Source organism: Pseudomonas sp. ACN8 (genome assembly GCF_002303925.1).
Classification (GTDB): domain Bacteria; phylum Pseudomonadota; class Gammaproteobacteria; order Pseudomonadales; family Pseudomonadaceae; genus Aquipseudomonas.
Genome location: NZ_MRCS01000009.1, coordinates 60,645 through 85,807, shown reverse-complemented (window position 1 = coordinate 85,807; position 25,163 = coordinate 60,645). Strand labels below are relative to the sequence as shown.

Annotated in this window: 24 protein-coding genes; 13 read left to right on the top strand and 11 right to left on the bottom strand. The window is 60.8% G+C overall.

Annotated features, from left to right (window positions below; translation table 11 throughout):
* The first annotated feature begins 3 nt into the window (after nt 1–3).
* The 3 genes from BSF44_RS07145 (at nt 4) to BSF44_RS07135 (ending at nt 3,964) form a co-directional block, all read left to right on the top strand.
* A complete protein-coding gene (locus BSF44_RS07145) occupies nt 4–813 on the top strand; it encodes an ABC transporter permease (RefSeq protein WP_007976227.1) in 810 nt (269 codons plus the stop codon).
* Between the two features lie 16 nt (nt 814–829).
* Complete coding sequence (locus BSF44_RS07140; protein WP_095942905.1) at nt 830–1,984, top strand: ABC transporter ATP-binding protein; 1,155 nt, start codon at nt 830–832, stop codon at nt 1,982–1,984.
* 264 nt (nt 1,985–2,248) lie between these two features.
* Nucleotides 2,249–3,964 carry an amidase gene (locus BSF44_RS07135; RefSeq protein ID WP_095942904.1) on the top strand — a complete coding sequence of 572 codons (1,716 nt, stop codon included), beginning with the start codon at nt 2,249–2,251 and terminating at the stop codon, nt 3,962–3,964.
* Between the two features lie 45 nt (nt 3,965–4,009).
* Here BSF44_RS07135 and BSF44_RS07130 read toward each other — a convergent pair whose 3' ends face one another.
* Nucleotides 4,010–5,008: a bile acid:sodium symporter family protein gene (locus BSF44_RS07130; RefSeq protein ID WP_095942947.1), complete on the bottom strand. Its 999-nt coding sequence runs from the start codon at nt 5,006–5,008 to the stop codon at nt 4,010–4,012.
* Between the two features lie 85 nt (nt 5,009–5,093).
* On the opposite strand from BSF44_RS07130, the gene BSF44_RS07125 reads away from it, so the two are divergent.
* Together BSF44_RS07125 and BSF44_RS07120 are read left to right on the top strand one after the other, a co-directional pair.
* Entirely contained in the window at nt 5,094–5,882 is a 789-nt protein-coding gene (locus BSF44_RS07125) for a helix-turn-helix domain-containing protein (protein WP_095942903.1), read from the top strand.
* A 317-nt stretch (nt 5,883–6,199) separates the two neighbouring features.
* Nucleotides 6,200–7,774, top strand: a complete 1,575-nt coding sequence (locus BSF44_RS07120; protein WP_095942902.1) for a hypothetical protein — start codon at nt 6,200–6,202, stop codon at nt 7,772–7,774.
* A 757-nt stretch (nt 7,775–8,531) separates the two neighbouring features.
* Here BSF44_RS07120 and BSF44_RS07110 read toward each other — a convergent pair.
* Entirely contained in the window at nt 8,532–9,857 is a 1,326-nt protein-coding gene (locus tag BSF44_RS07110) for an OprD family porin (protein WP_095942900.1), read from the bottom strand.
* 355 nt (nt 9,858–10,212) lie between these two features.
* Here BSF44_RS07110 and BSF44_RS07105 point away from each other — a divergent pair, with 355 nt between their 5' ends.
* Nucleotides 10,213–10,833, top strand: a complete 621-nt coding sequence (locus tag BSF44_RS07105) for a glutathione S-transferase family protein (RefSeq protein WP_095942899.1) — start codon at nt 10,213–10,215, stop codon at nt 10,831–10,833.
* A 210-nt stretch (nt 10,834–11,043) separates the two neighbouring features.
* Here BSF44_RS07105 and BSF44_RS07100 read toward each other — a convergent pair whose 3' ends face one another.
* Entirely contained in the window at nt 11,044–12,450 is a 1,407-nt protein-coding gene (locus BSF44_RS07100; RefSeq protein ID WP_095942898.1) for a cytosine permease, read from the bottom strand.
* Between the two features lie 322 nt (nt 12,451–12,772).
* On the opposite strand from BSF44_RS07100, the gene BSF44_RS07095 reads away from it, so the two are divergent.
* The 4 genes from BSF44_RS07095 to BSF44_RS07080 all read left to right on the top strand — a co-directional run bounded on the left by BSF44_RS07095 (nt 12,773) and on the right by BSF44_RS07080 (nt 16,864).
* Complete coding sequence (locus BSF44_RS07095; protein WP_095942897.1) at nt 12,773–13,258, top strand: flavin reductase family protein; 486 nt, start codon at nt 12,773–12,775, stop codon at nt 13,256–13,258.
* A gap of 99 nt (nt 13,259–13,357) precedes the next feature.
* Nucleotides 13,358–14,401: an LLM class flavin-dependent oxidoreductase gene (locus tag BSF44_RS07090; RefSeq protein ID WP_095942896.1), complete on the top strand. Its 1,044-nt coding sequence runs from the start codon at nt 13,358–13,360 to the stop codon at nt 14,399–14,401.
* 415 nt (nt 14,402–14,816) lie between these two features.
* On the top strand, nt 14,817–15,494 hold the full coding sequence (locus BSF44_RS07085; RefSeq protein WP_095942895.1) for a cysteine hydrolase family protein: 678 nt from the start codon (nt 14,817–14,819) through the stop codon (nt 15,492–15,494).
* 5 nt (nt 15,495–15,499) lie between these two features.
* A complete protein-coding gene (locus BSF44_RS07080; protein ID WP_095942894.1) occupies nt 15,500–16,864 on the top strand; it encodes a cytosine permease in 1,365 nt (454 codons plus the stop codon).
* A 183-nt stretch (nt 16,865–17,047) separates the two neighbouring features.
* Here the strand turns inward: BSF44_RS07080 and BSF44_RS07075 are convergent, their stop codons facing one another.
* From BSF44_RS07075 to BSF44_RS07060, 4 genes are all read right to left on the bottom strand, one after another.
* A complete protein-coding gene (locus tag BSF44_RS07075) occupies nt 17,048–18,394 on the bottom strand; it encodes a glutamine synthetase family protein (RefSeq protein WP_095942893.1) in 1,347 nt (448 codons plus the stop codon).
* Nucleotides 18,395–18,414: 20 nt separating this feature from the next.
* A complete protein-coding gene (locus BSF44_RS07070; protein WP_095942892.1) occupies nt 18,415–18,969 on the bottom strand; it encodes a helix-turn-helix domain-containing protein in 555 nt (184 codons plus the stop codon).
* Between the two features lie 25 nt (nt 18,970–18,994).
* Nucleotides 18,995–20,284: an FAD-binding oxidoreductase gene (locus BSF44_RS07065; RefSeq protein ID WP_095942891.1), complete on the bottom strand. Its 1,290-nt coding sequence runs from the start codon at nt 20,282–20,284 to the stop codon at nt 18,995–18,997.
* Between the two features lie 137 nt (nt 20,285–20,421).
* Nucleotides 20,422–21,624: an NAD(P)/FAD-dependent oxidoreductase gene (locus tag BSF44_RS07060; RefSeq protein WP_095942890.1), complete on the bottom strand. Its 1,203-nt coding sequence runs from the start codon at nt 21,622–21,624 to the stop codon at nt 20,422–20,424.
* 310 nt (nt 21,625–21,934) lie between these two features.
* On the opposite strand from BSF44_RS07060, the gene BSF44_RS07055 reads away from it, so the two are divergent.
* On the top strand, nt 21,935–22,495 hold the full coding sequence (locus BSF44_RS07055) for an Rrf2 family transcriptional regulator (RefSeq protein WP_095942889.1): 561 nt from the start codon (nt 21,935–21,937) through the stop codon (nt 22,493–22,495).
* A 93-nt stretch (nt 22,496–22,588) separates the two neighbouring features.
* On the opposite strand, the gene BSF44_RS07050 is transcribed toward BSF44_RS07055, so the two are convergent.
* Both BSF44_RS07050 and BSF44_RS07045 read right to left on the bottom strand, forming a co-directional pair.
* Nucleotides 22,589–22,924, bottom strand: coding sequence for a hypothetical protein (locus BSF44_RS07050; protein WP_095942888.1), 336 nt, complete (start codon nt 22,922–22,924; stop codon nt 22,589–22,591).
* Nucleotides 22,925–23,022: 98 nt separating this feature from the next.
* Nucleotides 23,023–23,208 carry a hypothetical protein gene (locus BSF44_RS07045; protein WP_095942887.1) on the bottom strand — a complete coding sequence of 62 codons (186 nt, stop codon included), beginning with the start codon at nt 23,206–23,208 and terminating at the stop codon, nt 23,023–23,025.
* A gap of 166 nt (nt 23,209–23,374) precedes the next feature.
* Between BSF44_RS07045 and BSF44_RS07040 the strand changes: the two genes are divergently transcribed.
* Both BSF44_RS07040 and osmE read left to right on the top strand, forming a co-directional pair.
* Nucleotides 23,375–23,614 carry a hypothetical protein gene (locus tag BSF44_RS07040; protein ID WP_008021270.1) on the top strand — a complete coding sequence of 80 codons (240 nt, stop codon included), beginning with the start codon at nt 23,375–23,377 and terminating at the stop codon, nt 23,612–23,614.
* Between the two features lie 13 nt (nt 23,615–23,627).
* Entirely contained in the window at nt 23,628–23,978 is a 351-nt protein-coding gene (osmE, locus tag BSF44_RS07035) for an osmotically-inducible lipoprotein OsmE (protein ID WP_008053782.1), read from the top strand.
* 133 nt (nt 23,979–24,111) lie between these two features.
* On the opposite strand, the gene BSF44_RS07030 is transcribed toward osmE, so the two are convergent.
* Together BSF44_RS07030 and BSF44_RS07025 are read right to left on the bottom strand one after the other, a co-directional pair.
* Complete coding sequence (locus BSF44_RS07030) at nt 24,112–24,312, bottom strand: SPOR domain-containing protein (RefSeq protein ID WP_095942886.1); 201 nt, start codon at nt 24,310–24,312, stop codon at nt 24,112–24,114.
* 117 nt (nt 24,313–24,429) lie between these two features.
* The gene (locus BSF44_RS07025) at nt 24,430–25,128 is read right to left on the bottom strand and encodes an alpha/beta hydrolase (protein ID WP_095942885.1); all 699 of its coding nucleotides are present in this window, start codon (nt 25,126–25,128) and stop codon (nt 24,430–24,432) included.
* Nucleotides 25,129–25,163: the final 35 nt, after the last annotated feature.

The following is a 25,163-nucleotide window of genomic DNA, read 5'->3' as shown; positions in this document are numbered from 1 at the left end:
GTCATGCTCCTGACCCCCAATGCCATGAGCCGGCGCATGCGCTTCGGCCTGTATGCCACCACCGGGCTGATCGGTCTGTTCCTGCTGTTGCCGATCGTGTTCATCGTGCTGCTGTCGTTCGGATCGTCCCAGTGGCTGGTGTTCCCGCCACCGGGCTGGACGCTGAAATGGTACGGCCAGTTCTTCTCCAATGCCGACTGGATGAACGCCGCCATGGCCAGCCTGAAAGTCGCGGTGCTGACCACGTTCTTCGCCGTCGCTTTGGGCCTGCCCACCGCGTTCGCCCTGGTGCGTGGCCGCTTCCCCGGCCGGGAAATGCTCTACGGCCTGTTCACCCTGCCGATGATCGTGCCGCTGGTGATCATCGCCGTGGCGGTGTACGCGCTGTTCCTGAAACTGGGTTACACCGGGACCATGTTCGCCTTCGTGGTCAGTCACGTCATTGTCGCGTTGCCGTTCACCATCATCTCGATCATCAACTCGCTGAAGCTGTTCGACCAGTCGATCGAGGATGCGGCGGTGATCTGCGGCGCCTCGCGTCTGCAAGCGGTGTTCAAGGTGACCTTCCCGGCGATCCGTCCGGGCATGGTGGCCGGCGCCCTCTTCGCCTTCCTCGTCTCGTGGGATGAAGTGGTGCTGAGCGTGATGATGGCCAGCCCGACCCTGCAAACCCTTCCCGTGAAAATGTGGACCACCCTGCGCCAGGACCTGACGCCCGTGATCGCCGTCGCTTCGACGCTGCTGATCGGCCTCTCGGTCCTGGTCATGGTGATCGCCGCCGCTCTGCGCCGGCGCAACGAAATCAGCGCTTGAGCGCCAGGAGTACGACATGAGTGCAGTGATCAAAGATTCCGCGCAGCAAAATGACAAACCCCTGGTCAGCCTGCGTAACCTGAACAAGCACTACGGCGACTTTGCCGCCGTGGATAACATCTCGCTGGACATCAAGGACGGCGAATTCCTCACCTTCCTCGGCTCCAGCGGCTCGGGCAAAAGCACGACGCTGTCGATGCTGGCCGGCTTCGAAACCCCGAGCAGCGGCGAGATCCTGGTCAACGGCCAGTCACTGGTGAACGTGCCGCCGCACAAACGCGACATCGGCATGGTGTTCCAGCGCTACTCGCTGTTCCCGCATCTGTCGGTGCGCGACAACATCGCGTTCCCGCTGGCCATTCGCAAACTGGCCACCGCCGAACGTGAACGCCGCGTGGATGCGATGCTCAAACTGGTGCAGCTTGAGCCATTTGCCCATCGCCGCCCTTCGCAACTCTCCGGTGGCCAGCAGCAACGGGTCGCCATCGCCCGGGCGCTGGTCTATGAGCCACGCATCCTGCTGATGGACGAACCCCTCGGTGCGCTGGACAAGAAACTGCGTGAAGACTTGCAGGATGAACTGCGTCAGCTGCATCGGCGCCTGGGCATCACCATCGTCTACGTGACCCACGACCAGGAAGAAGCCATGCGCCTGTCCCAGCGCATCGCGATTTTCAGCCACGGCAAGATCGTCGGCCTGGGCAGCGGCTTTGACCTGTACCAGAACCCGCCGAACGCCTTTGTCGCCTCGTTCCTCGGCAATTCGAACTTCCTCAAACTCAAGGCCCAGGGCAATGCAGTGGCGACCTTCGAAGGGCAGCCGCTGTCGATCCGACTCACCGCCGGCCTGCAAACCGATCAGGACGTGCTGCTGATGGTGCGTCCGGAAAAAGCTCTGGCCCTGAGCACTGAACAAGCCCTTGCCGAAACGCTGGCCGCCGGCTGGAACGAAGTCTCGGCCAAGGTCGTGGAAGTGCTGTTTCTCGGCGAGAGCCAGACCTGCAGCGTGGTCACCGCTGGCGGCACCTCGATGACGGTCAAGGCACTGTCCGCCGCCGGCATGCCGCTCAAGGCCGGTGATCCGGTGCGGGTGCGCTGGGCCACCGCCGATGCCTGCGTCTACACCGAATGGGCCGAAAGCGACCTGAACAAGGCTGCCGGCGCTCACTGATCCATTGGCCTGCGCGCGCGGGCCACTATAATGAGTCACCCTCGGGCCACCACAACGTCGGGTTGTGGTGGCCTTTTTTCTGTCGCCTGTAAGATAAATTGGACAACGGATTCCTAAAATCCCGGTTTAATGCTAAATAGTGCTCAGTATTTTTAACACCCGACCCTGTCGTGCCACACAGTGCAACGAGAATAACGATATGAAAGTCCATTTCGAGAAAAGTGAAGTGTTTGGGACCCTCCACCTGCAAGCGGCGGTGGCAGCATGATCGAAGTTACCGAAGTTTCCATTGCCGAGTTGCGCGCGGCGCTCGAGTCCGGCCAGACCACCTCGGTTGAACTGGTCCAGGCTTATCTTGCGCGGATCGACGCCTTTGACGGCCCCGAAACGCCGACTGCGCTGAACGCGGTCGTGGTTCGCAACCCCGAAGCGCTCGCCGAAGCGCAGGCGTCCGACGCCCGTCGCGCCAAGGGCCAGACGCTGGGAGCGCTGGACGGTATCCCTTACACCGCCAAGGACAGTTATCTGGTCAAGGGGCTCACCGCTGCTTCCGGCAGCCCGGCTTTCAAGGACCTGGTCGCCTATCGCGATGCGTTCACCATCGAACGCCTGCGCGCCGCCGGGGCGATCTGCCTGGGCAAGACCAACATGCCGCCGATGGCCAACGGCGGGATGCAGCGCGGTGTCTACGGCCGCGCCGAGAGCCCGTATAACGCTGACTACCTCACCGCCCCTTTCGCCTCCGGCTCGTCGAACGGCGCGGGTACTGCCACTGCGGCAAGCTTCGCAGCCTTCGGCCTGGCGGAGGAAACCTGGTCGAGCGGTCGTGGCCCGGCCTCGAACAATGGCTTGTGCGCCTACACCCCTTCTCGCGGGGTGATCTCGGTGCGCGGCAACTGGCCGCTGACCCCGACCATGGACGTGGTCGTGCCGTTCGCCCGGACCATGGCCGACCTGCTCGAAGTGCTCGACGTGGTGGTGGCCGATGACCCGGACACCCGTGGCGACCTGTGGCGCCTGCAACCCTGGGTGCCGATCCCGAAATCGTCTGAGGTACGCCCGCAATCCTATGCCGCGCTGGCTGCGAACAGCGATGCGCTCAAAGGCAAGAAGTTCGGCATCCCGCGCATGTACATCAATGCCGACCCTGAAGCCGGCACCTCCGAAGCCCCAGGCATCGGTGGGCCGACCGGTCAGCGCATCAACACCCGCCCTACGGTGATCGGGCTCTGGGAGCAGGCACGCAAGGCCCTCGAAGACGCTGGCGCCGAAGTACTCGAAGTGGATTTCCCGCTGGTTTCCAATTGCGAGGGCGATCGCCCTGGCGCGCCGACCGTGTTCAATCGCGGCATTGTCTCCAAAGAATTTTTGCACCATGAACTGTGGGACCTGACCGCTTGGGCGTTCGATGATTTCCTACAAGCGAACGGCGATCCCAAACTGAATCGCCTCGTCGATGTCGACGGCCCGCAGATCTTTCCTCACGACCCGGGCACCCTGCCCAACCGCGAGGGCGACCTGGCTGCCGGCATGGACGAATACGTGCGCATGGCCGAGCGCGGCATCACCCCATGGGACCAGATCAGCACGGTGCCGGACGGCCTGCGCGGGCTGGAGAAAACCCGCAAGATTGACCTGGAAGACTGGATGGATCGCCTGGGGCTCGACGCAGTGCTGTTCCCGACGGTTGCCGATGTAGGCCCGGCGAATGCCGATGTCGATCCAAAATCGGCGGACATCGCCTGGAGCAATGGCGTATGGGTCGCCAACGGCAACCTCGCCATCCGTCACCTCGGCGTGCCAACGGTCACCGTACCGATGGGCGTGATGCCGGACATCGGCATGCCGGTCGGCCTGACGTTTGCCGGACGCGCCTATGACGACTCGTCGCTGCTGCACCTGGCGTCGGCGTTCGAGTCGACCGGCAGCAAGCGCATGATCCCGCCCCGTACCCCGCCATTGGTCGCCGACAAGCGCTGACCGGTAAAACCGTGGCGGCTCACTCGAGCCGCCACGGCTGGCCAATCAGGGATCGACCTGGGCCATCAGTTCCGGAATCGATTCCGGCCGCTTGGCATAGCGCTGCGCCAACACCGCACAGACCATCAGTTGAATCTGGTGGAACAGCATCAGCGGCAAGATCAGCAAACCAATGGTGCTACCGGCAAACAACACCTGCGCCATCGGCACGCCGGTCGCCAGGCTTTTCTTCGAACCGCAGAAGAGAATGGTGATGCGGTCTTCCTGGTTGAAGCCGAATGCCTTGCCCAGCACGGTCGAAGCCACCAACACCAGCGCCAGAACGATGCAACAGACCACCACCAGCCCGACCAGATCCAGTAACGGAATCTGCTGCCAGAGGCCTTCGATTACCGCTTCGCTGAACGCGCCGTAGACCACCAGCAAAATCGAACCCTGGTCGACGAACTTCAACCAGCTCTTGTTGCGCGCCACCCAGTTGCCGATCCAGCGCCGCGCAATCTGCCCGGCAATGAACGGCAGCAGCAACTGCACGCTGATCTTGAGGATGGCGTCGAGGGTCGAGCTGCCTTCGCCGTGCACATTGAGCAACAGGGTCACCAGTAACGGCGTGAGGAAAATCCCGAACAGGCTGGACGCCGCCGCGCTGCAAATCGCCGCCGGGATGTTGCCCCGTGCCAGCGAGGTAAAGGCAATCGCCGACTGCACCGTGGCGGGCAGCGCGCACAGGTAGAGCATGCCCATGTACAGGTCATTGCCGATCAGCGGCGACAGCAGCGGCTTGAGCGCCAGGCCGAGCAGCGGGAACAGCACGAAGGTCAGGCTGAACACCAGCAGATGCAGGCGCCAGTGCCCGGCACCGGCAATGATCGATTCGCGGGACAGCTTGGCGCCATGCAGGAAAAACAGCAGCGCGATGGCGATGTTGGTCAGCCAGCCAAAACCGACCGCGACCTGGCCGCTGGCGGGCAGCAGGCTGGCGAGTGTCACGACGCCGATCAGGGTCAGGGTGAAGTTGTCGGGTAACAGACGGGGGCGAGTCATGGGGTTGATCATCCGGGGGTTGCCAGTACGTGAAAGCGACTCTAACGTGACTGGGAATTACCGACTAACGCCGATGAGCCAGCCGATGCCGCCTAAAGGACATGACAAGAGTGTTCGACGCAGTGTTCCCGGGATTTCCAGCCTGCCACGACCGCTCTACGGCCGTACCGAATCGCTGCCCAATCGCGCCCTGACCCGGCGCCACAGCCATCCGTGGGTGCAGCTTTCCTATGCGATTGCGGGCGTGCTCGAAATACAGACCGGCGTCGGGCGTTTCGTCGCCCCGCCAGAGCGGGCGGTGTGGATACCGGCGGGCATGCCGCACCGGGTGTTCAGTTCGCCGCGCACGGAAATGCGCAGCCTGTACATCGATTGCAGCGTCTCGACCTGGGCGCCGCCGGGTTGTCATGTGCTGGGGGTCAGCGATCTGTTGCGCGAGTTGATCCGTGCCTTCAGTCAGGTTCCGGTGGAATACGATCAGAGCGGGCCGCACGGGCGGTTGGCCCAAGTGATTCTGGATCAGTTGGCGCAGGCGCCACAGATCGATTTGATGCTGCCCTTGCCCCAGGACAGCCGATTGCGGCAAATCGCCCAAAGCCTGGAGTCGCACCCCGAGCAACAGACCACCCTCAGCCACTGGAGCGACCAATTCGGCGTCACCGAGAAAACCCTCAGTCGCCTGTTCCTGCGCGACACCGGCCTGACCTTTCGCGCCTGGCGCCAGCGCTTGCGCCTGCTCGGCGCCCTGACGCCACTGGAACAGGGCGAGCGAGTGACCGACGTCGCATTGGCCTGTGGCTACGACTCGACGTCGGCGTTTATCGCGGCCTTCCGCCAGCAGTTCGGCGAAACACCGGGGGAGTTTTTTCGATAAGCCCTACACAGAACAAACTGTGGGAGCGAGCCTGCTCCGGGCGGCGTTCCGACGATGGACTTAAGAGCGCCGCGTTTAGCCAGTAAACACGCGTTATCGTTAACGATCCCGCTGTCCTTGGCGAAATCCTTGGGCACGGACGGCAGGATGTAATCCGCTCAGTTGTACACCCGCAATTCGCGCTGTTCGGCATGCACCGCGCTGGCCAGCAGCGACAGTCCGCAAATCAATCCCCGGTTAGTCCAAACTGCCGATGCCTGCGCAGCCTGTTTGCTGCTTATTACGCATTACACCAATAACAAGATCGCGAGGCTTCGATGCGTGCTCCACTCCTGCTTGCCCTGCCCCTGCTCGGCCTGCTCAGTGCCTGTTCCGAACCCTATGACCCGCAACCGCTGGCCAGCACCGGTAATGCCCCGCCACTGATCGGCAGTGCCGCTGTCGCGCAACCGTTGAGCGGTGCCGTGCCCGCCAACCCCTACATGGCCAGCAATGGCAGCAGCTACATGCATTCCGACGGCTACAGTTCCGACTCGCACCCGGGCCCCGGTCCATTGGGCCGCGACATGCAAACGAGCAGCCGCGACGGCAGCCGCAAACCAGGTGGTATGTGCCCGATCCATACCTTCGATCAGCAGGGTCGCCTGGTGGTGCTGTGCGCCAACCTGATGCAGTTCGAACTGCAACTACTCGAACCACGCACCCTCGAACTGCTGGCCCGCTACCCGCTGCCGCCGCGTCCGTCGACTTTCCACGCGCTGATTACCCTGGACCCGGACAAGATCATGGCCGACACCTCCGGCGCCTATTTCTATGTCGACGAACAGAATCGCGTGGTCATCGCCGATGCCGAGCAGCACATCCGGCGCGTAGTGCATCGTCAGGATGAATCCGGTGCGTGGTCGTTCGAAGAAGTCGGCAATTGGGACCTGAGCGACAAGGTTCCCCACGATTGCGTGAGGCCCACCAACTGGTTTCCCAAAGGTGAATGCGACCCCATCACCGGGGTCATGCCCGATCATCAGGGCTTGATCTGGTGGATCACTCGACGCGGCCGCATCGGCACCCTGAACCCGGACTCCGGCAAGGTCCAGGGCATTCAACTGACCAACGAAGAAATCCAGAACGGCATGTCGGTGGCGGCCGATGGTGTCTATCTGGTGTCCGACCACGCCCTGTACCGCTTTGCCGCCGATGCCGAGGGCAAGCCCGTGCAAGACTGGCGCGAAGTGTACGACCGTGGCACCAGGCGCAAGGTCGGCGCGATCAATCAGGGCAGCGGCACCACACCGACCCTGCTGGGCGAACGCTACGTCACCATCACCGACAACAGCGACGGGCGCATCAACCTGCTGGTCTACCGCCGCGAGCAGGACTACGCCGGCAACCGCCTGATCTGCAAACTGCCGGTGTTCGACCACAACGCCTCGGCCACCGACAACTCGGCCATCGGCTGGGGTCGCTCGATCATCCTCGAGAACAACGCCGGCTACACCAGCGCCTTCGCGCAAAAGGACTGGCAGGCCGTGCATGGCGGCATCAGCCGCATCGACATCCGCACCGATGAGTCGGGCTGCGACCGGATCTGGGAATCGAAAGAGCGTTCGCCTTCGGTGGTCCCCAAACTCTCGGTAGGCAACGGCCTGTTGTACTTCTACACCTTCGAACCGCAAGCCAACGGCGAGAACGCCTGGTACCTGATGGCGCTGGATTTCGCCAGCGGCCAGACCCGATTCAAGGCACTGAGCGGGGTCGGCCAGGCCTTCGACAACAACTGGTCGCCGATCACCCTGGCGCCGGATGGCACGGCTTATGTCGGGACTTTCGGTGGGTTGGTTGCGCTTTGGGACAAGGAGCAACCACGCGTGAGCGCAAGCAGCGAGCAACCTTGATTTGTGGGAGCGAGCCTGCTCGCGAAGAGGCCGGCACATTCGACATCGATGTCGACAGACACTCCGCCATCGCGAGCAGGCTCGCTCCCACAGGTCCAGTGGCTGTACGCAAAATCTGCGAACCACCCAAATCACAGTGGGAGCGAGCCTGCTCGCGAAGAGGCCGGCACATTCAATATCGATGTCGCCTGACATACCGCCTTCGCGAGCAGGCTCGCTCCCACAGGTCCAGTGGCTGTACGCAAAATCTGCGAACCACCCAAATCACAGTGCGAGACTGCTCGCGAAGAGGCCGGCACATTCAATATCGATGTCGCCTGACATACCGCCTTCGTGAGCAGGCTCCCACAGGTCCAGTGGCTGTACGCAAAATCTGCGAACCACCCAAATCACAGTGCGAGCCTGCTCGGGAAGAGGCCGGCACATTCGACATCGATGTCGACAGACACTCCGCCATCGCGAGCAGGCTCGCTCCTACAGGTCCAGTGGCTGTACGCAAAATCTGCGAACCACCCAAATCACTGTAGGAGCGAGCCTGCTCGCGAAGAGGCCGGCACATTCAATATCGATGTCGCCTGACATACCGCCTTCGCGAGCAGGCTCGCTCCCACAGGTCCAGTGGCTGTACGCAAAATCTGCGAACCACCCAAATCACAGTGCGAGCCTGCTCGGGAAGAGGCCGGCACATTCGACATCGATGTCGCCTGACATACCGCCATCGCGAGCAAGCTCACTCCTACAGGGGATTGTGGTGTGATTACAACAACGACAAGGTGTAATTGATGATGAACCGGTTCTGATCCACATTGCGCCCGGCGTCAGTATTGGACTTGGCATTACGCAGCGTGAACCCCACCCCCTTGAACGTGCCCGATTGCAGCACGTAGTCCAGGGTCATGTCGCGCTCCCACTCGGACTGGTCACTGGCGTTTTGCGCCTTGATGTCCGTGCCCTTCAGATACACGATCGAGGCTTTCAGGCCCGGCACGCCCAGGGGCGCGAAGTCGTAGGTGTATTGCCCGAAATTGGTCTGCTCACCGGCCCGGGCAAAGTTCTGGATCATCTTGTCGGTGGGCAGGTAGACGCTGCCGCCACCCGCCCCCTTGTCCACCAGGCTGCCTTGGTTGGGCTGGACAAAGTTGCTGCCGTCGCCCACCCGTTGATGCCCCACCGATACCGCGTGACCACCGTGTGTGTAGGTGATCATCGCTGACCAGGTGCTGTTGTCGATTTCACCGTCGTTGTCGTCGGTGTAACCCGATACCCGATAGCCTTGCGCGCGGCCGGAGGCAGAGCTGTTGGCGCCGCTCGACGTGGTGCGGAAGTAGCGCAGGTCGGTGGTCAGAGAGCTGGCGCTGTCGATTGGCAGGATGTGCGTCAGGCCGAGAAAATTCTGGTTGTAGAAATCCTCCAGCTGCGCGAAGTAATACTGGGTCTTGAGATTCCTGGTGAGGTTGTAGTCACCGCCGGCGTAGTAGAACTTGTTGCTGTCCTGCGTGCTACCGGCCACCGACAGGCCTGTGCGGTCCGTCGAGGCCCGCCCTACCGCGTGCTCGAGCACACCACCGGTCAACGTCAGGCCATCGATGTCGTTCGAGGTGACCTGCGCGCCGGTAAACGATTGCGGCAACACACGGGCATCGTTCGCCAGAAGGATCGGCAATTTCGGCAGCAAGGTGCCGTAGCGAAATTCCGTCCTGGCCAGGCGCATCTTCGCCGTAGGGCCGAAGCTGCTCCAGGCGGGGGCCGCGCCGTCGCCGTCGGAAGGAATCATGCCGCTACCGACGTGGCGCCCCGCGCCGCTGTCCAGCGTGATGCCGAGCAGCGCCTGGGCATCGAGCCCGAACCCCACCGCGCCCTGGGTAAATCCGGATTCATAGCGCAACACGAAACCCTGGGCCGCCTCTTCGGTTTTCGAAGGGGCCGCGCCTCCATCGCGATTGTCGCTGTTGAAGTACAGGGTGCGCATCGAGAGACTGGCCTTGCTGTCTTCGAGAAAACCATGGGCTGCGGTGTCAGCCGCCTGTGCGCACACCGAACCGGCGGCCAGCAGGACTGCGGTGGGAATCGCTCGTTTGAACATAGGGTGCTCCTGGGTGTTTCTTATCGTTATTTGAAGGTTTCACCGCCAGCCAGGACCCGATTGCCGCCCACGCAGCAACGCTCAACACGGGCGCGAAAACAGGCGCGCTCGATGAGTGGCATGAGCATCGGACGTTCGAGGTGAAGGTTGGCTGACTGGCTTGTGAAACTCTTAAAACATTTCGAGAGGCTATTATCAAACGCGGTGAAAGTAGTTTTCGTGCAGGGATAAGGCTTGTCGCGCAGGGGTATGGACGATCACTGTTTTTGCATATCGGTGCGGCGGATTTTCATCATACTGAGATCATCGGCAGCGTTCGTCGGCTGCCTGTTTGTCCCGACAAGAGCAATGGCCCATGAACAATCAAATCGAACTGTACGGCGCCAACACCGGCAACAGCCTGCGGGCAGCGATTGCCCTGGAAGAGTCAGGCATCGCCTACACCGCACGCAGGCTCGACCTGTATGCACAGGAGCATCGTGGGCCGGCCTTCCTGGCGCTTAACCCGGCCGGGAAAGTCCCGACCCTGATCGATCACGGTACGACACCGGCGCTGGTCATCAACCAGTCCAATGCCATCATCCAGTACGCCGACTCCATTGCCCCCGGAAAGCTTGCACCGGCGCAGCCAGGACCTGCACGCACCCGGGTGATCGACCGCTATTTCTTTTTCGTGACCGATGTCATCGCCCCCAGCCATGCCGCGTTTTTTCTGCACCAGGCGGGGCAGGACAAGGCGGCGGCGATCATCGATCTGCGGGTGATCGAGCAACTGACCTACGCGGAAAGTTTTTTGACGGGCGAATTCATGGCCGGTGCGCAGTTCTCCATGGCCGACATTTCGGCGTTCACCATCGTCACTGCGTTTCGTGACCGGCTGGACTGGAAGCAACTTCCACAGCTATCGCGCTGGTTCGACACCATCGAAGCCAGGCCGGCGGTACAACGCGGCCTGAATGCGTTCAAGCAATCCTGAGCGGTCAGCGAAAACAAAAATGCCCGGCACATCGCCTTCACTGTAGGAGCGAGCTCGCTCGCGATGGTCGTTAACGATTACGCGTATTTACTGGCTAAACGCGGCGCTCTTGAGTCCATCGCGAGCAAGCTCGCTCCTACAGAATCCTTAACCGAACAGCATTATGGCAACGCGCCGGGCATTTTCAGACGAACATGAAAGGTTTTTGCCTCAGTCGGTGTAGCCGAGCGCTGCCGAACGACTTTCCTGCGACTGATTGCGTGTAGCCAGGCAGTAATACAACGGGCACGTCACCACCAGCCCTACCAGCCACGACAGGTCCGCGCCCTCCACCAGATTGGCGTACGGCCCGACGTACAACGACGTGTTGGCAAATGGCAGCTGCATGATGATGCCGATGAAGTAGGCAACGATCGCGTGCAGGTTGAAACGACCGTAGATACCGCCGTCAGCACGGAAGATCGAGGCGATGTCATAGCGTCGACGCTTGATCAGGTAGAAGTCGATCAGGTTGATCGAGGCCCACGGCACCAACACCAGCAACAGCGCCAGGATCAGGCCGATGAACTGCGAAATGAAGTTCGCCGAGGCACCCAGCGCCACCACGCAGCAGCCCGCCAGCACGATGCTCGACAACACCATGCGCACCTTGATGCTCGGCGTCCACTGGCTGGCGAAGGTCTGGATCGAGGTGATGATCGACAGCACCGCGCCATACAGATTCAAGGCGTTGTGGCTGATGATGTTGAGCAGGAACAACACCATCAGGATCGGCCCCAGCCAGCCGGTGGACTGTTTGACCGCCGCCATCGCCTCGGTGCCTTCCGGGGTTGCCAGTACCGCCACGGCACCGAAGGTGAACGACAGGATCGTGCCCAGGGTCGCCCCCAGGTAGGTGGCGAAGAATGGCCGGGTGATACCGATATCCGCTGGCAGGTAGCGCGAGTAGTCCGACACGTACGGCGAGAAGCTGATCTGCCAGATGATGCCCAGCGACACCGTGGCCAACCAGCCGGACAGGTTGAATCCGCCGCGCGTGAAGAAGTCCGCCGGCAGGTCATGGGCGAAGATATAGAGGAAACCGGCGAGCAAGGCACTGCCCATCACCCAGGTGCCGATGCGGTTCAGGGTATGGATGAAGCGATAACCGATCACCCCGATGGCCGTGGCGCTGAGGGCACCGATGAGGATGCTGGCCGGCACCGGGACCGACGGCGCAATGCCGACAATCGACTTACCCGCCAACACGATGTTGGAGATGAAGAAGCCGATATAGATCAACGCCGCGAAGAACACGATCAGCAGCGCGCCGTAGCGGCCGAACTGACCACGACTCTGCACCATCTGCGGGATGCCCATGCACGGCCCCTGAGCCGATGCCAACGCAATCACCAGACCGCCGACCATATGCCCGAGGGCAATCGCCAGCAAGCCCCAGAACAGATTGAGGTGGAACACCTGGACCACCATGGCGCCGGTGACGATGGGCAGTGGCGCGATGTTGGTGCTGAACCACAGGGTGAAAAGATCGCGGGCCTTCCCGTGGCGCTCTGCGAGTGGAACGTAGTCGACCGTATGGTTCTCGATCAACGGATCTTGCCGGGACATCTGGGACATGTGCATGAACTCGAGTTTGTCTGTTCTTATCTTTGTATGAAGTCAAACCGGGGGGACTCTCTGGCCGCCCTCAGATGCCGACCATATTATGGTATTCCAAACTTTAAACAAGACTGATCCGGTCTTTGAACAAGCATCTGAGCCGGCATCCTGCCCGATTCACGCCAGCACTTTCCAGCTGAAAGCCTCGTAATCATTGAGTTTCCGACGAAAACCATACGTTTATCGGTTCACCTAAAAAGACCTTGCAATAGATGTATTACGGTATACCATCAGACCTACAAACACATAAAAATGCGTCACACCATCCGAGGACCGTCCAATGATCGATGCCGCCATCTACAAACAAGTCATGGGTTCGTTCCCTTCCGGAGTGACCGTGATCACCACCCTCGATGACGACGGGCAAATCGTCGGCCTGACTGCCAGCGCCTTCAGCTCGCTGTCGATGGACCCGGCCCTGGTGCTGTTCTGCCCCAACTACAGCTCCGATTCCTACCCGGTGTTGATCAAGAACAAACGTTTTGCCATCCACGTGCTGTCTGGCGGCCAGCAAAACGAAGCCTATGCCTTCGCGCGCAAAGGCAAGGACAAGGCCCTGGGGATCGAGTGGACGCTCAGCGAATTGGGCAACCCAATTCTGGCCAACGCCACGGCGGTCATCGAATGTGAGTTGTGGCGCGAGTATGAAGGCGGTGACCACGCGATCATGGTAGGTGCGGTGAAGAACCTGATCGTGCCCAACCAGAATGCCGGCCCGCTGGTGTATTGCCACGGCAAGATGGGCGCCCTGCCCGTTCTGGCCTGATTTGACATTTCAGTTGCAGCTATCCAGTATTATGGTATACCAACAATCATCAATGCCCTGCGCCGACGGGCCAATAACAAAAGATCCGAGGTAAGCGTCATGAAGTTTTCCCTGTTCGTACACATGGAGCGTTGGGACGAAAGCGTCAGCCACCGCCAGTTGTTCGAAGACCTGACCGAACTGACCCTGATGGCCGAGGCCGGTGGTTTCAGCACCGTGTGGATCGGCGAGCACCACGCCATGGAGTACACCATCTCGCCAAGCCCGATGCCGCTGCTGGCTTATCTGGCGGGCAAGACCACCACCATTCACCTCGGCGCCGGCACCATCATCGCGCCGTTCTGGCATCCGCTGCGGGTGGCCGGTGAATGCGCGTTGCTCGACGTGATCAGCAATGGACGCATGGAGGTCGGCCTGGCCCGTGGCGCCTACCAGATCGAGTTCGACCGCATGGCCGGCGGCATGCCTGCCTCCTCCGGCGGCCAGGCGTTGCGGGAAATGGTTCCGGTGGTGCGGGCATTGTGGAACGGCGACTACGCCCATGACGGCGACATCTGGAAATTCCCCACCTCCACCAGCGTGCCCAAGCCGATCCAGCAGCCCAACCCACCGATGTGGATCGCCGCCCGTGACCCTGACTCGCATAACTTCGCCGTGGCCAATGGCTGCAACGTCATGGTCACGCCGCTGATGAAAGGCGACGAAGAAGTCCTCGACCTGAAGAACAAATTCCAGGCCGCGCTCGACAACAACCCTGGCGTACCGCGCCCGCAATTGATGGTGCTGCGTCACACCCACGTGCACACCGCCGACGATCCGCAGGGCTGGGAAGTCGGGGCCAAGGCGATCTCGAAGTTCTACCGCACCTTCGATGCCTGGTTCGGCAACAAGACCACTCCGGTTAACGGTTTCCTCGCGCCGAGCCCGGAAGAGAAGTTCGCCGGTCGCCCTGAGTTCGAACTGGAAAGCCTGCACACGACCGCCATGATCGGCACCCCGGAAGAAATCATTCCGCGCATCAAGTACTACCAGGAACTGGGGGTCGACGAATTCAGCTTCTGGTGCGATAACAGCCTGCCCCACGCGGAGAAGAAAAAATCCCTGGATCTGTTCATCAAGCACGTGGTGCCAGCGTTCCGCTGATTGCGGCGCCCTGCGACATCAACTGTAGGAGCGAGCCTGCTCGCGATGGACGCCAACGATAACGCGCGCCATCTGAATGACTGCGTTGCCCCGAAGTTTTTCGCGAGCAAGCTCGCTCCTACAGGCATCATTTGTCCTGTGGGAGCAGGCGTTCCCACAAGGGTCGATTTCAATGATGACTGGTCGTCTCCCACCACTCGCCCTTCCCTGCTGCGCCGCGCGGGCTTACCTGCGCGGCGGATGGACCGCTTCGCACCTGCATTTCAAGCGCCTGCGCGCCAGCGTTGCGGCCAAGCAGAACGGCTTCTGGCAAATAGTTCACTGAGCCCACCCGAACAGCCAATCACGCACCTCGCGTCTCGCCATTGCATGGCGCGTACGGTGCATCGTGTTTCGCCTTGATCAGGTTTGCCCAATGAACAATAACAACGCGCTGTTGATCATCGACATGCAGCAGGAGGACGCCTTCGTCCTGGAAAACCTCGACAGAGTGGTCGCCCATACCGCCGCCCTGCTCGATACCGTCCGCCGTCAGCGGATGCCTGTCTTCTATACCCGCCACATCAATCAGGCCGACGGCAGCGACCTGCCCTACGGCGAACCCCTGGCCGCCGACGGTGGCCCCGGCACTTACCGCGCCGGCACCCGACAAGTGGAAATCATCGAGTCGCTGACGCCGCAGCCCGGTGAATTGATCATCGACAAGGGCCGTTACAGTGCCTTTCACCGCACCGACCTCGATGCACGACTCAAGGCAATGGAGGTCGACACGCTGATCGTCTGCGGTGTGCTGACCGACGTCTGCGTGCTGACCAGTGTGTTCGATGCCTTCGCCCTCGGTTATCGCGTGCGCCTGGTCAGCGATGCCTGCACCACGACCACCGAGGCCGGGCATTACTCGGCCCTGCTGATCATGGCCAACTGGGTCTACGCGCTGGAAATCCTCACCACGACCGAGTGCCAGCGCGCCCTGCAACAACAAGATCACATCAGCCTGATTCCCGAGCGCCCAGACCTGTTCGCCCACCAGCCCCATGAGCTGCAAAGCACCATCGCCCGTCTGCAATCCCGTCTCGTCCGGACTCAGGAGTGATCGCCATGCAAGTCGAAAAAAGAAGCATCGATTTCATCCCCGAGCCTGAACGCCACGGCAAGCCGGGTTCGCTGTTCTATATCTGGTTCGGCGCCAACATGAACATCACCACCATTGCCTCCGGCGTGTTGCCGGTGGTGATGGGGCTCAACCTGTTCTGGAGTGCGCTGGCGATCATCATCGGCTCGTTGCTGGGGGCGATCTTCATGGCCTCCCACTCGGCCCAGGGACCGAAGCTGGGCATTCCGCAAATGATCCAGAGCCGGGCGCAATTCGGCGTGTTGGGGGCGGTGCTGCCGCTGCTGTTCGTGATGCTGATCTACCTGGGCTTCTTCGTCAGCAACACCTTGCTCGCGGCCCAGGCGCTGGAGTCGGTCAGCCCGCTGTCGATGTCCGGCAATATCTACCTGATCGGCGCGCTGTGCTTCGTCGTCGCGCTCTATGGCTATCGGTTGATCCACCGCTTGCAGAAGCTGCTGTCGATTCTGTCGCTGGTGGTGTTCGTGGCGGCCACGGTGCTCGCCTTGCAGTTGCCGATCCCGGCCGAACAATGGCTGCCAACCGGCTTCTCGCTGTCGAAGTTCCTGGTGGCGGTGAGCATTGCCGTGACCTGGCAACTGTCCTACGCGCCTTACGTCGCCGACTACTCACGCTACCTGCCGAGCAGCACGCCGACTGCCCAGGTGTTCTGGTACAGCTACGCCGGCACGGTCAGCGGCGGCGCGTGGATGATGATTCTCGGGGCGATCCTGAGCGTCGGCATCGGCGACTTTTCCAGCAACGTCGGTGGGCATGTCGCCGGTCTGTTCGGCGCTGGCGCGGTGCTGCTGTTCGCCTTCATCGTCTACGGTCAGGTGTCGATCAACGTGTTCAACCTGTACGGCGCGTTCATGTCGACCATCACCGTGATCGAGCCTTTCGCCCGACTCAAGGTGACCCCGCGAGTACGCGGTGTGTTCATGCTGCTGATCAGCCTGGTGGCCACGGCCCTGTGCACCATCAGTCAGGACGATTTCATCAACTTCTTCCTCAACTTCATCTTCTTCATGAGCTATTTCCTGATCCCGTGGACGGCGATCAATCTGGTGGACTACTACTGCCTGCGCAAAGGCCAGTACCGGATTGACGACATCTTCGACCTGAACGGGATCTACGGACGCATCAACTGGATCGCCTGCGGCAGTTTCCTGCTGGCGATTGCCCTGGAAATTCCGTTCATGAACACCACGCTGTACGTCGGCCCGGTAGCCACGGCGCTGGACGGAGTGGATCTGGCATGGGTGGTCGGGTTGCTGGTGCCGGGGTTGAGTTATTACTGGCTGATGAAGCTCGGCAAGCGAGCGCCGATGATGGAGTCAGCGGCCGACTAAATTTCAGGCAAAAAAAATCCCAGGCAGCTGATGGACGCCTGGGATTTAAAAATGCATAAACCGTGGTGGTGAACGCGGCGCGGATATTACGGAATATTTCGGCCTGTAACAAGATATTTTTATTCACTATCCAGTTACTAATCCTTCTAACCCCTTCAATATCCAAATATTTTCTAAGGGAGACTAGAGAAACCAGCGATACTCCCGCGCGCTGATGTCATGCAGAAATGCCAGATGATCCTGACGTTTGTTTTCGCAGTAGACGTCCACAAACTCCGCCCCCAAGCCTTCGCGCAGCGATGCATGATTTTGCATGGACTGCACCGCTTCGAGCATTTCCAGCGGAAAATCGATGCCACTGCCGCGGTCTTCGTTGAGCGGTGCAATCGGCTCGCGCTCCCCTTCAAGACCCTGTTCCAGCCCTACCAGAATCGCCGCCAACGCCAAATAAGGGTTGGCATCGGCGCCCGCCAGGCGATGTTCGATGCGCAGGTTCTTGATGTCCGACTCTGGAATACGCAAGCAGGCATCGCGATCCTCGAAGCCCCAACTGGCGCGGGACGCGACGTTCACCGTGCCGCTCAAACGGCGCATGGCGTTGTGGTTCGGGGCAAAGATCGGCATGCAGTGCGGCAACACATCCAGGCAACCGGCCACGGCATGACGCAACGCCCGCTGCCCGTTCGCCGCCAACAGGTTGTTGCCGGCCTGGTCATACAGGCTGACGTGCACGTGCATACCGCTGCCCGGGTGCTGCAGGTAGGGTTTGGCCATGAAGCTGGCGCGGTAGTTGTGCTTGAGCGCCACGCCTCGGGTGCTGCGACAGAACAGGGCCGCCCAGTCGGCGGCGCGCAGGCCGTCATCGCAATGGCCGAAGTTGATTTCGAACTGGCCCGGGCCGAGCTCGGCGGTGATCACCGTGGCATCGACGCCTTGCTCACGCGCGGTCTCGACCATTTCATCGAGCACCGGGGCGAATCGCGACAAGCGTTCGATGTGCATGTTCGGCTGATCATCCGCATCGCCGCTCAGCTCGTCACGGGGAAATTGCGGCAAGCCGTCCTTCAGGCGGCTGTCGAACAGGTAGAACTCCAACTCGAAGGCCACCACCGGGAAAATGCCCTTGTGCTTGAGCCGGTCCAGCACCCGCGCCAGCACTTCGCGGGGTTCGAATTCGATGGGTTTTTGTGTGCCGTCGGAGGTAATCAGCATCTGGCCCAAGGGCTGCTTTTCCCAGGTCACGAGCTTCAAGGTGCCAGGCACCAAACGGCGCAGCGCATCCGGGTCACCATCGTTGAAGCAGTAATCGCCGATCTTGAACAGCCCGCCCTGGGTGCCGAGCAGCACGCAGTTCTGCGGCAACTTCAGTGCACTGCCGGCAGCGACTTTTTCCAGCATCTCGATCGGGTAGCGCTTGCCGTAGAAATGCCCCGGAATGTCCAGGGAGATCAGGTCGACGTATCGCACTTCGGGGTTGCAGTGGCGGAAGTTGCGAACCTCGGCCAGCAGTTCAGAGCACACAGCATCCATCGTTTTGTTCCTTGTTGTTATCAGGTGTAAACCCAAAGCACGCGGGTCAGTTGGTCGGACAGGTTGCCGTAGCGGCAGTGCGCATGGCTGGCCAGTTGAAAGCTGTCGCCGGGATGCAGGGTCACCGGTTCCTTATCGTCGAGCCACAGGGTCAGCTCCCCTTCCAGGACATAACCGCCCTGCTCGGAACTGTCCTTCATGTGCCGGTCGCCGCTGCTGGCACCGGGCTCCAGCTGGCTTTCGAGCATCGAGAACGATGCGCGCATCTTTGGCGAAACGAGGATGTCGGTGATGCCGTCGGCGTAGTACAGCGTGCGGCGCTCGTCGGGGCGGGTGACCCAGGACAAGGCCATGGGTTTGGGCAGGCTGTAGAAATAGGTGGTCGGCACCCCCAGGGTTTCGCTGATGGCGGTCAAGTCCGCCACGGTCGGGCGCGACAGGCCGCGCTCGACCTGGGACAGAAACCCCACGGAGCGCCCGATTTTGTCCGCCAGTTCCTTCAGGGTGTACTTCTTGTGCTTGCGCAGGTCCTGGATCAGGATCGCCAGCGCCGAGATTTCTTCTTGCATGTCCATCTAGAGGCTTCCAGAAAGTGTCGCTTCAAATGCTGTCGCGCAGTCGATACCAGGCCTTGCCGATGGCTTCCAGCGGCGCGGCCAGGTATTTGCCGCCGGGAAAACTGCCGTTGTTCAGTCCCTGGTACAGGGACAACTCGTCGGGCTGACCGAGTACCGCGTCGGACACCGCCCGCGCCGCGGCCAGTGTCGGCAGCACACCATGCCCGGAATACCCCTGCATCCAGTACAGATCGCCACGGCGGCCGATATCCGGCGTGCGCTTGAGGGTCAGGTCGATGTGGCCGCCCCAGGCGAACTCCAGATCGACGCCGGTGAGTTGCGGGAACACCCGTTCCAGGAACGGCCGGGTCGCGGCGGCGATATCCTTCGGCATCCCGCCCAGGTAAGTGCAACCGCCGCCGAACAGCAGGCGGTTGTCCGGGGTGCGGCGGAAATAGTCGAGCACGAACTGGTTGTCGGTCACGCACACGTTACTCGGCAGCAACGCGGTGGCTTGCTCCTTCGTCAGCGGTGCAGTCGCGACCTGATAGGTCCCGACCGGCAATACGCAACTGGCCAGTTGCGGGTCGAGTCGGTCGAGGTAAGCGTTGCACGCCAGCACCAGCACGTCGGCGCGAATACGACCGCCCTCGGTGGTCACCACAAACCCGTCGCCCTCCTCGCCATAGCTCAGCGCCTTGCTTAGCTCATGGATGCGGCCACCGGCACGCTCGATCGCATCGGCCAGGCCCAGGGCCAGTTTCAGCGGATTCAGATGCCCGCCCTCGGGATCGAACAGGCCGGCCTGATAGCGCTCGCTGGCAACCCACCGCGGCAAATCGCTGCGCTCGATAAATTGCAGTTTGTCGTGGCCCCACTTGTGGCTGGCCTCGTGTTGCCATTCGGTCAGCAGGCCTACCCGACGGGGCATCACCGAGGTCCAGAGATGGCCGGCGCGGTAGTCGCAATCGAACTCATGCCGGCCGGGCAAGTCACGCAGCTCGCGCGCGGCCCAGCGCATGCCGTCCCACAGGCGCCGAGCCCGCTCGTAACCCAGCGCCGCTTCCAGCGGTGGCATGTCGCACGACCAGCCGAGAATCGCCTGCCCGCCATTACGCCCGGACGCGGCCCAGGCCACCCGGCTGGCTTCGAGCAAGGTCACGCGCTTGCCGGCCAGCGCCAGGCGTAAAGCCGTGTGCAAGCCACTGAAACCGGCCCCGATGATCAGCACTTCGGTGTCTTGCTCACCTTCCAGTGCGGCTCGATCGACCAGACGATCGGCGCAGGTATGGGCGTAGTAACTGGCGACATGCCGGGTGGATTGCTGAAACATACGGCCTCGTGAAATTTTGTATTTTTAATTTCATGAAAAAATACACGGTAAATTTCACACAAGCAATCAACGCGTAAAAAATCCCGCTCAGGCGAACCCGAGCGGGATTTTTTATTCAGACGTGATGTTCGAATCAATCAGGCCACAGGAATCATCGGATCCGCCGAAGCCAGCGCCGAGGCGCGATCAGCCGCCGGTGGGTAGATCCACTGGGTGTTGATCTGAGTCTTCAATGCCTTGGCTTCATGCTTGACCAACTTGACCTGACGATCCCAACCCTCGGTGTACACCGCGCCCCAGGTGCCCAGATCGAGACAGGTCACGTACTTCGGCTGGCTGTAGGGCGTCGGGTTCACACCGAGAAGCTGCGCGGCGACGTTGTTGCCGGCATGGCGGCCGAGCGAAATAGCGTGCTGACAGGTCATCAAGGCGTAGTTGCCGATCTCGTCACTGGCCGCATAGGCAACGTCGCCGGTGGCGAAGATGTCGTCCTGACCAATGACTTTCAGGTGTGCATCGACATGCAGACGGCCCAGGTGATCGCGTTCGGCCGGAATCTGCTCGGTCAGGGAGCTGGCGCGGACGCCGGTGGTCCAGACCACGGTATTTGCGTCGATGCGAGCACCATCGGACAGGGTCACGCCGTTGGCATCGACCGACACCACCGAGGCTTTCAAGTGCCATTGCACGCCGGTTGCCAGGCTGGCCTCGACGATCGATTCGGCAATTTCCTCACCCATCGAGCCGCCAATCTTATCGCCGCGGTCGACGATGATCACATTGATGTCGGCACGGTCGCCGAGGATGGCCCGCAGGCGGCTCGGCATTTCAGTCGCCGTTTCGATCCCGGTGAAACCGCCACCGGCCACCACCACCGTGTTGCGCGCCTTGCTTTCGGGCTGATTGGCCAGTGCCTTGAGGTGGTTTTCCAGACGCACGGCCTGTTCGATCTGATCGACGTCGAAGGCATGTTCGGCCACGCCCGGCGTGTTCGGCGAAGCCAGGCGGCTGCCGGTGGCCAGAACGAGTTTGTCGTAGCTGCAAACTTGTTGGGCACCCGCCGCATCGACATAGCCGACCCGTTTCTGTTCGACGTTGATGGTCTGTGCCGCGCCCTTGATGAACCTGACCCCTACGGCATCGAACAGCTCGCCAATCGGCGCGGCCAGTTGGTGGGCGTTCGGCTCATAGAAGCGCGGGCGCACACGCAGCTCGGCCTGGGGAGCCAGCACGGTCACTTCAACGTCGTTGTGGCCGTGAATGTCGAACAGGCGCGTGGCACTCAAAGCGGTCCACATGCCACCGAAACCTGCGCCGATTACCAGAATGTGCTGCTTCATCTTTAACTCCAGGGGGATAGCCAAGTGTTGAAAATCGTTGAGGGGTTCAAGGACCGACGCCGGGTTGTACCTGGATAAGCGCCTGCCACTGCGACCGAGCAACTACGACTGTATTGATCCAAGTTAAATCCTGCAACAGGTTTTTATCGAGAGCGGCCATCGAAAACCGTGACCCATGAGCCGAATACCCTGTATTCAGCGAGTCACAGGAGCGTTTTCGGTCATGAAAAAAAGATTGGGCGAGGAGGGATTCGTTGCCTTGCTTGCTTTCTGCTGCTAGAATTTGCGACTAATTCAGTCGGAGATTTGCATGTCTCTTTACAGCGCGGGTGTCGAATACGGCATTCACTGCCTGCTTTTTCTGGTGGGTAACGGCGGCGACTCACGCGAAGCGAGCGTGCGCGACCTTGCCGATCTGCAAGGTGTCCCCCAGGACTATCTGGCGAAAATCTTCACCAAGCTGGCCAAGGCCAATCTGGTGGTCGCCACTGAAGGCATGCGCGGTGGCTTCAAGCTGGCCCGGCCGGCTGACGAAATCACCTTGCTGGATATCGTCAACGCCATCGACGGCCGCAAGTCGATATTCGATTGCCGGGAGATCCGTGGTCGTTGCGCAGTGTTTAATGGTGCCCCGCCTGAATGGGCATTGGACGGACTGTGCGCTATCAATGGCGCGATGATGGTTGCGCAAAAACGCATGGAAGAGGCCCTCGCCCAACAAACCATCCTCGACATCGCCAGGAAATTCGGACGCAAGGCCCCGCCAGAGTTCGGCGTCAAAGTGGAAAGCTGGATGACCGAGCGCCGAGAACGCAAAAGTGCCGCCCAGACCGGTGAGCAAATCATCCCGACGACCAACCTTTCGGACTGATCCACACAAAAAAAACCGGATGCACGCCAGGCATCCGGCCTTTTTTCAATGGAGTCGAAAAACGGTCGGTGACCGATTTTCACCCTCTCGCGCTTACAAACAGTCGCGCACGATTTTGCGCAAGTCGCCGGACTTGGCCCAGGGCGGCCCCTGATACAGCGAAACCCGGCTGCCGTCCTTGTACTTCACGATATCCACCACTTCGTCGGCCGTGATTACGCTGGGCGCGGTGATGCGGTATCCGTTGGATATCGAAATCTGGGTCGTATTCGATACTTCCTTTTGCCAGGCAGGCAACACGCACGCCGCATACTCTTTTGGCGCCTTCTCGCTGTGCTTACTGACATTCGGCTCGCCCGGTACCAGCGACGCCGGCAACGAACACCCGCCCAGCAATGCCAACACGACTCCCCCCATCAACATCCGCATGCTGTTTCCTTAAATTAGAAAAAAGAGAATGTAGCTCGCCGTCGTCCCTACAGCCATCCCCCAACGATTCGGCGTGTCATTGATATCGCTTGTCAGGGTTAGTTCCTTGAATTCAGATAATCCATCCATCTTTCGTAGGCTTCATGCTGGCGTTGTGTGACTTGCTCCCATTGCGGCCCGCTGAGTTGACGGGCCGATACCAGTTGCATCATCTCGTTGGTCGCCGCCTCCAGGTCAGCGATCAACTCGTGGGCCCGAGCCCTGAAATCATCGGTTGCGGTCATTTGACGTCGCCCCCCGTAGGAAAAACCGGCTCTAGAGTAGGACAGCTTATTTCCTCGTTCGCTGTAGTTTTCCCGACCAAAGGAAACCCCACCGATTCAGACGAACACAACATCCTGTGCGGTAAAGAGGTCTAAAATTTCGGTGTGCAGAGTTCAGGAGGTCATCATGTGGCTTAACGAATCGGAACAGGAACTTCGGCGTGATCTGCAAGGGCTTGCGTCAGATTTGCGCTGGTCGGCCGTGGAGCTTCTGCGAATAGAGCAGCAATTGCGCCTGCTCGGGAGCGAAGCCGACGCGCAAGCCGTTCAAAGATTGTGTTCTTTGTTTCAGGGTGATGAAGAAAAACTGTCCGGCTACGCCGAGGAAGTGAAAGCCAAGGTCATTAGCCGCAACAAGGCTCAATAGCGGGAGCGCTGCCATGAACAGGCCTCTATTCACGCTGGTCGTCGCACTGACCGCGTTGGCAGGCTGCAGCACCAACTCGATCTACCAGGACCAGCCGCTGGTCGCGAAAGTCGACACCGGCATGACCCAGGAGCAAGTCCGGCAAATCGGCGGCCAGCCCCTGGCGGTCACCGATCGGACTGTCGAACCCGGCACGTGCTTTGACTACAAGCTGAGTCAGTCCGGCCATCAACAGGCGTTCAATGTCAGCTTTGACGACCGCGGCATGGTCGACCACAAAAGCTTCATGACCTGCGCGGAATGGAGCCACACACAACAAAAGGCCCGGGAACCCTCCCGCCCCAGCGGAGGCGGTGGCTACTAGCGCCCTTAAGGACTTTGCAGGAGCGAGCTTGCTCCGGGCGGCGTTCCGACGATGGACTCAAACGCGCCGGGTTTAGCCAGGAAGCACGCGTTATCGTTAGCGACCGTCGCGAGCAAGCTCGCTCCTACAGGCTTCATTTTGCTTGATGGCTGCCCGCAGTCCTGCCGGCACGTGCCTTGTAGCCGGGCAGCGAAGCGGCAAATGCCAGTGCTTCTTCCCGACTGTCAAACGATCCCAGCCGGTCACCTCGTGTGCACACCCGCCAGGGGCCATTGTTCACGCAGAGTACGTCATAACCGTTCATGTGCATTTTGTTCAGCATCGGAACACTCATAGTCACCTCCTCCTGGGCAGTGATATCAGGTTGACTTGCGTACCTTACACCCACCCTTGTCCAAAATACCGACCAGACGTCGCCATGAAAATTCCCCATTCCGGTTGCACTTGGCCCCTAGCCCTTGGCCAACGCCGTCGCTGCCCTGTCGATCAAGGCCGCTACTTCAGCGGGCATCGAGGCCAATGATGCGTGACTGGCATGCAAGGTCAGAATCTCCCGGGCGTTCAGCCGCTCAGCCATCCATTCCTGATTCTGTGGCGCGATCATTCGGTCGTCAGACGAAATCTGGTACCACGATGGCTTTTTCTTCCAGGCCACCGTGCCAATGGTGTCACCGAAGGTGCTCGCCAGCGGCGCTTTCTGGGTGATGCCCATGACCAACCCTTCGGTCGCCGGCAGATCCTGGCAAAAGCTCTCGTGATAGAGCTCTGGCTTGACCCACAGGTAACCGTCGCTGTCGGGAGCCAGGTTGGCCGCCGCCGCCGGAAAATGCCGCTGCGTGATGCTGTCGGGGCTTTCACCGGCGTCCGGGGCGAACGCGGCGATGTATACCAGCCCAACCACATTCGGCAAATCACCCGCTTCGGTGATCACCGCGCCGCCATAGGAATGCCCCACCAGCAGCACCGGACCGGGCACCTGGGCGACCATCTTGCGCGTGCGCTCGGCATCTTCGGCCAAGGACGTCAGCGGCAACTCGACGGCACGAATGTGCGTGTCACCCCGGCTAAGCAATTTGACGATGACTTTGTTCCAGTGGGCGGCACCGCCCCAAAAACCATGGACCAGCACGATCGTGGGTTTGTCACTCATCACCATGTCTCCGTTTGCCGATGGGGTTGTTCGCC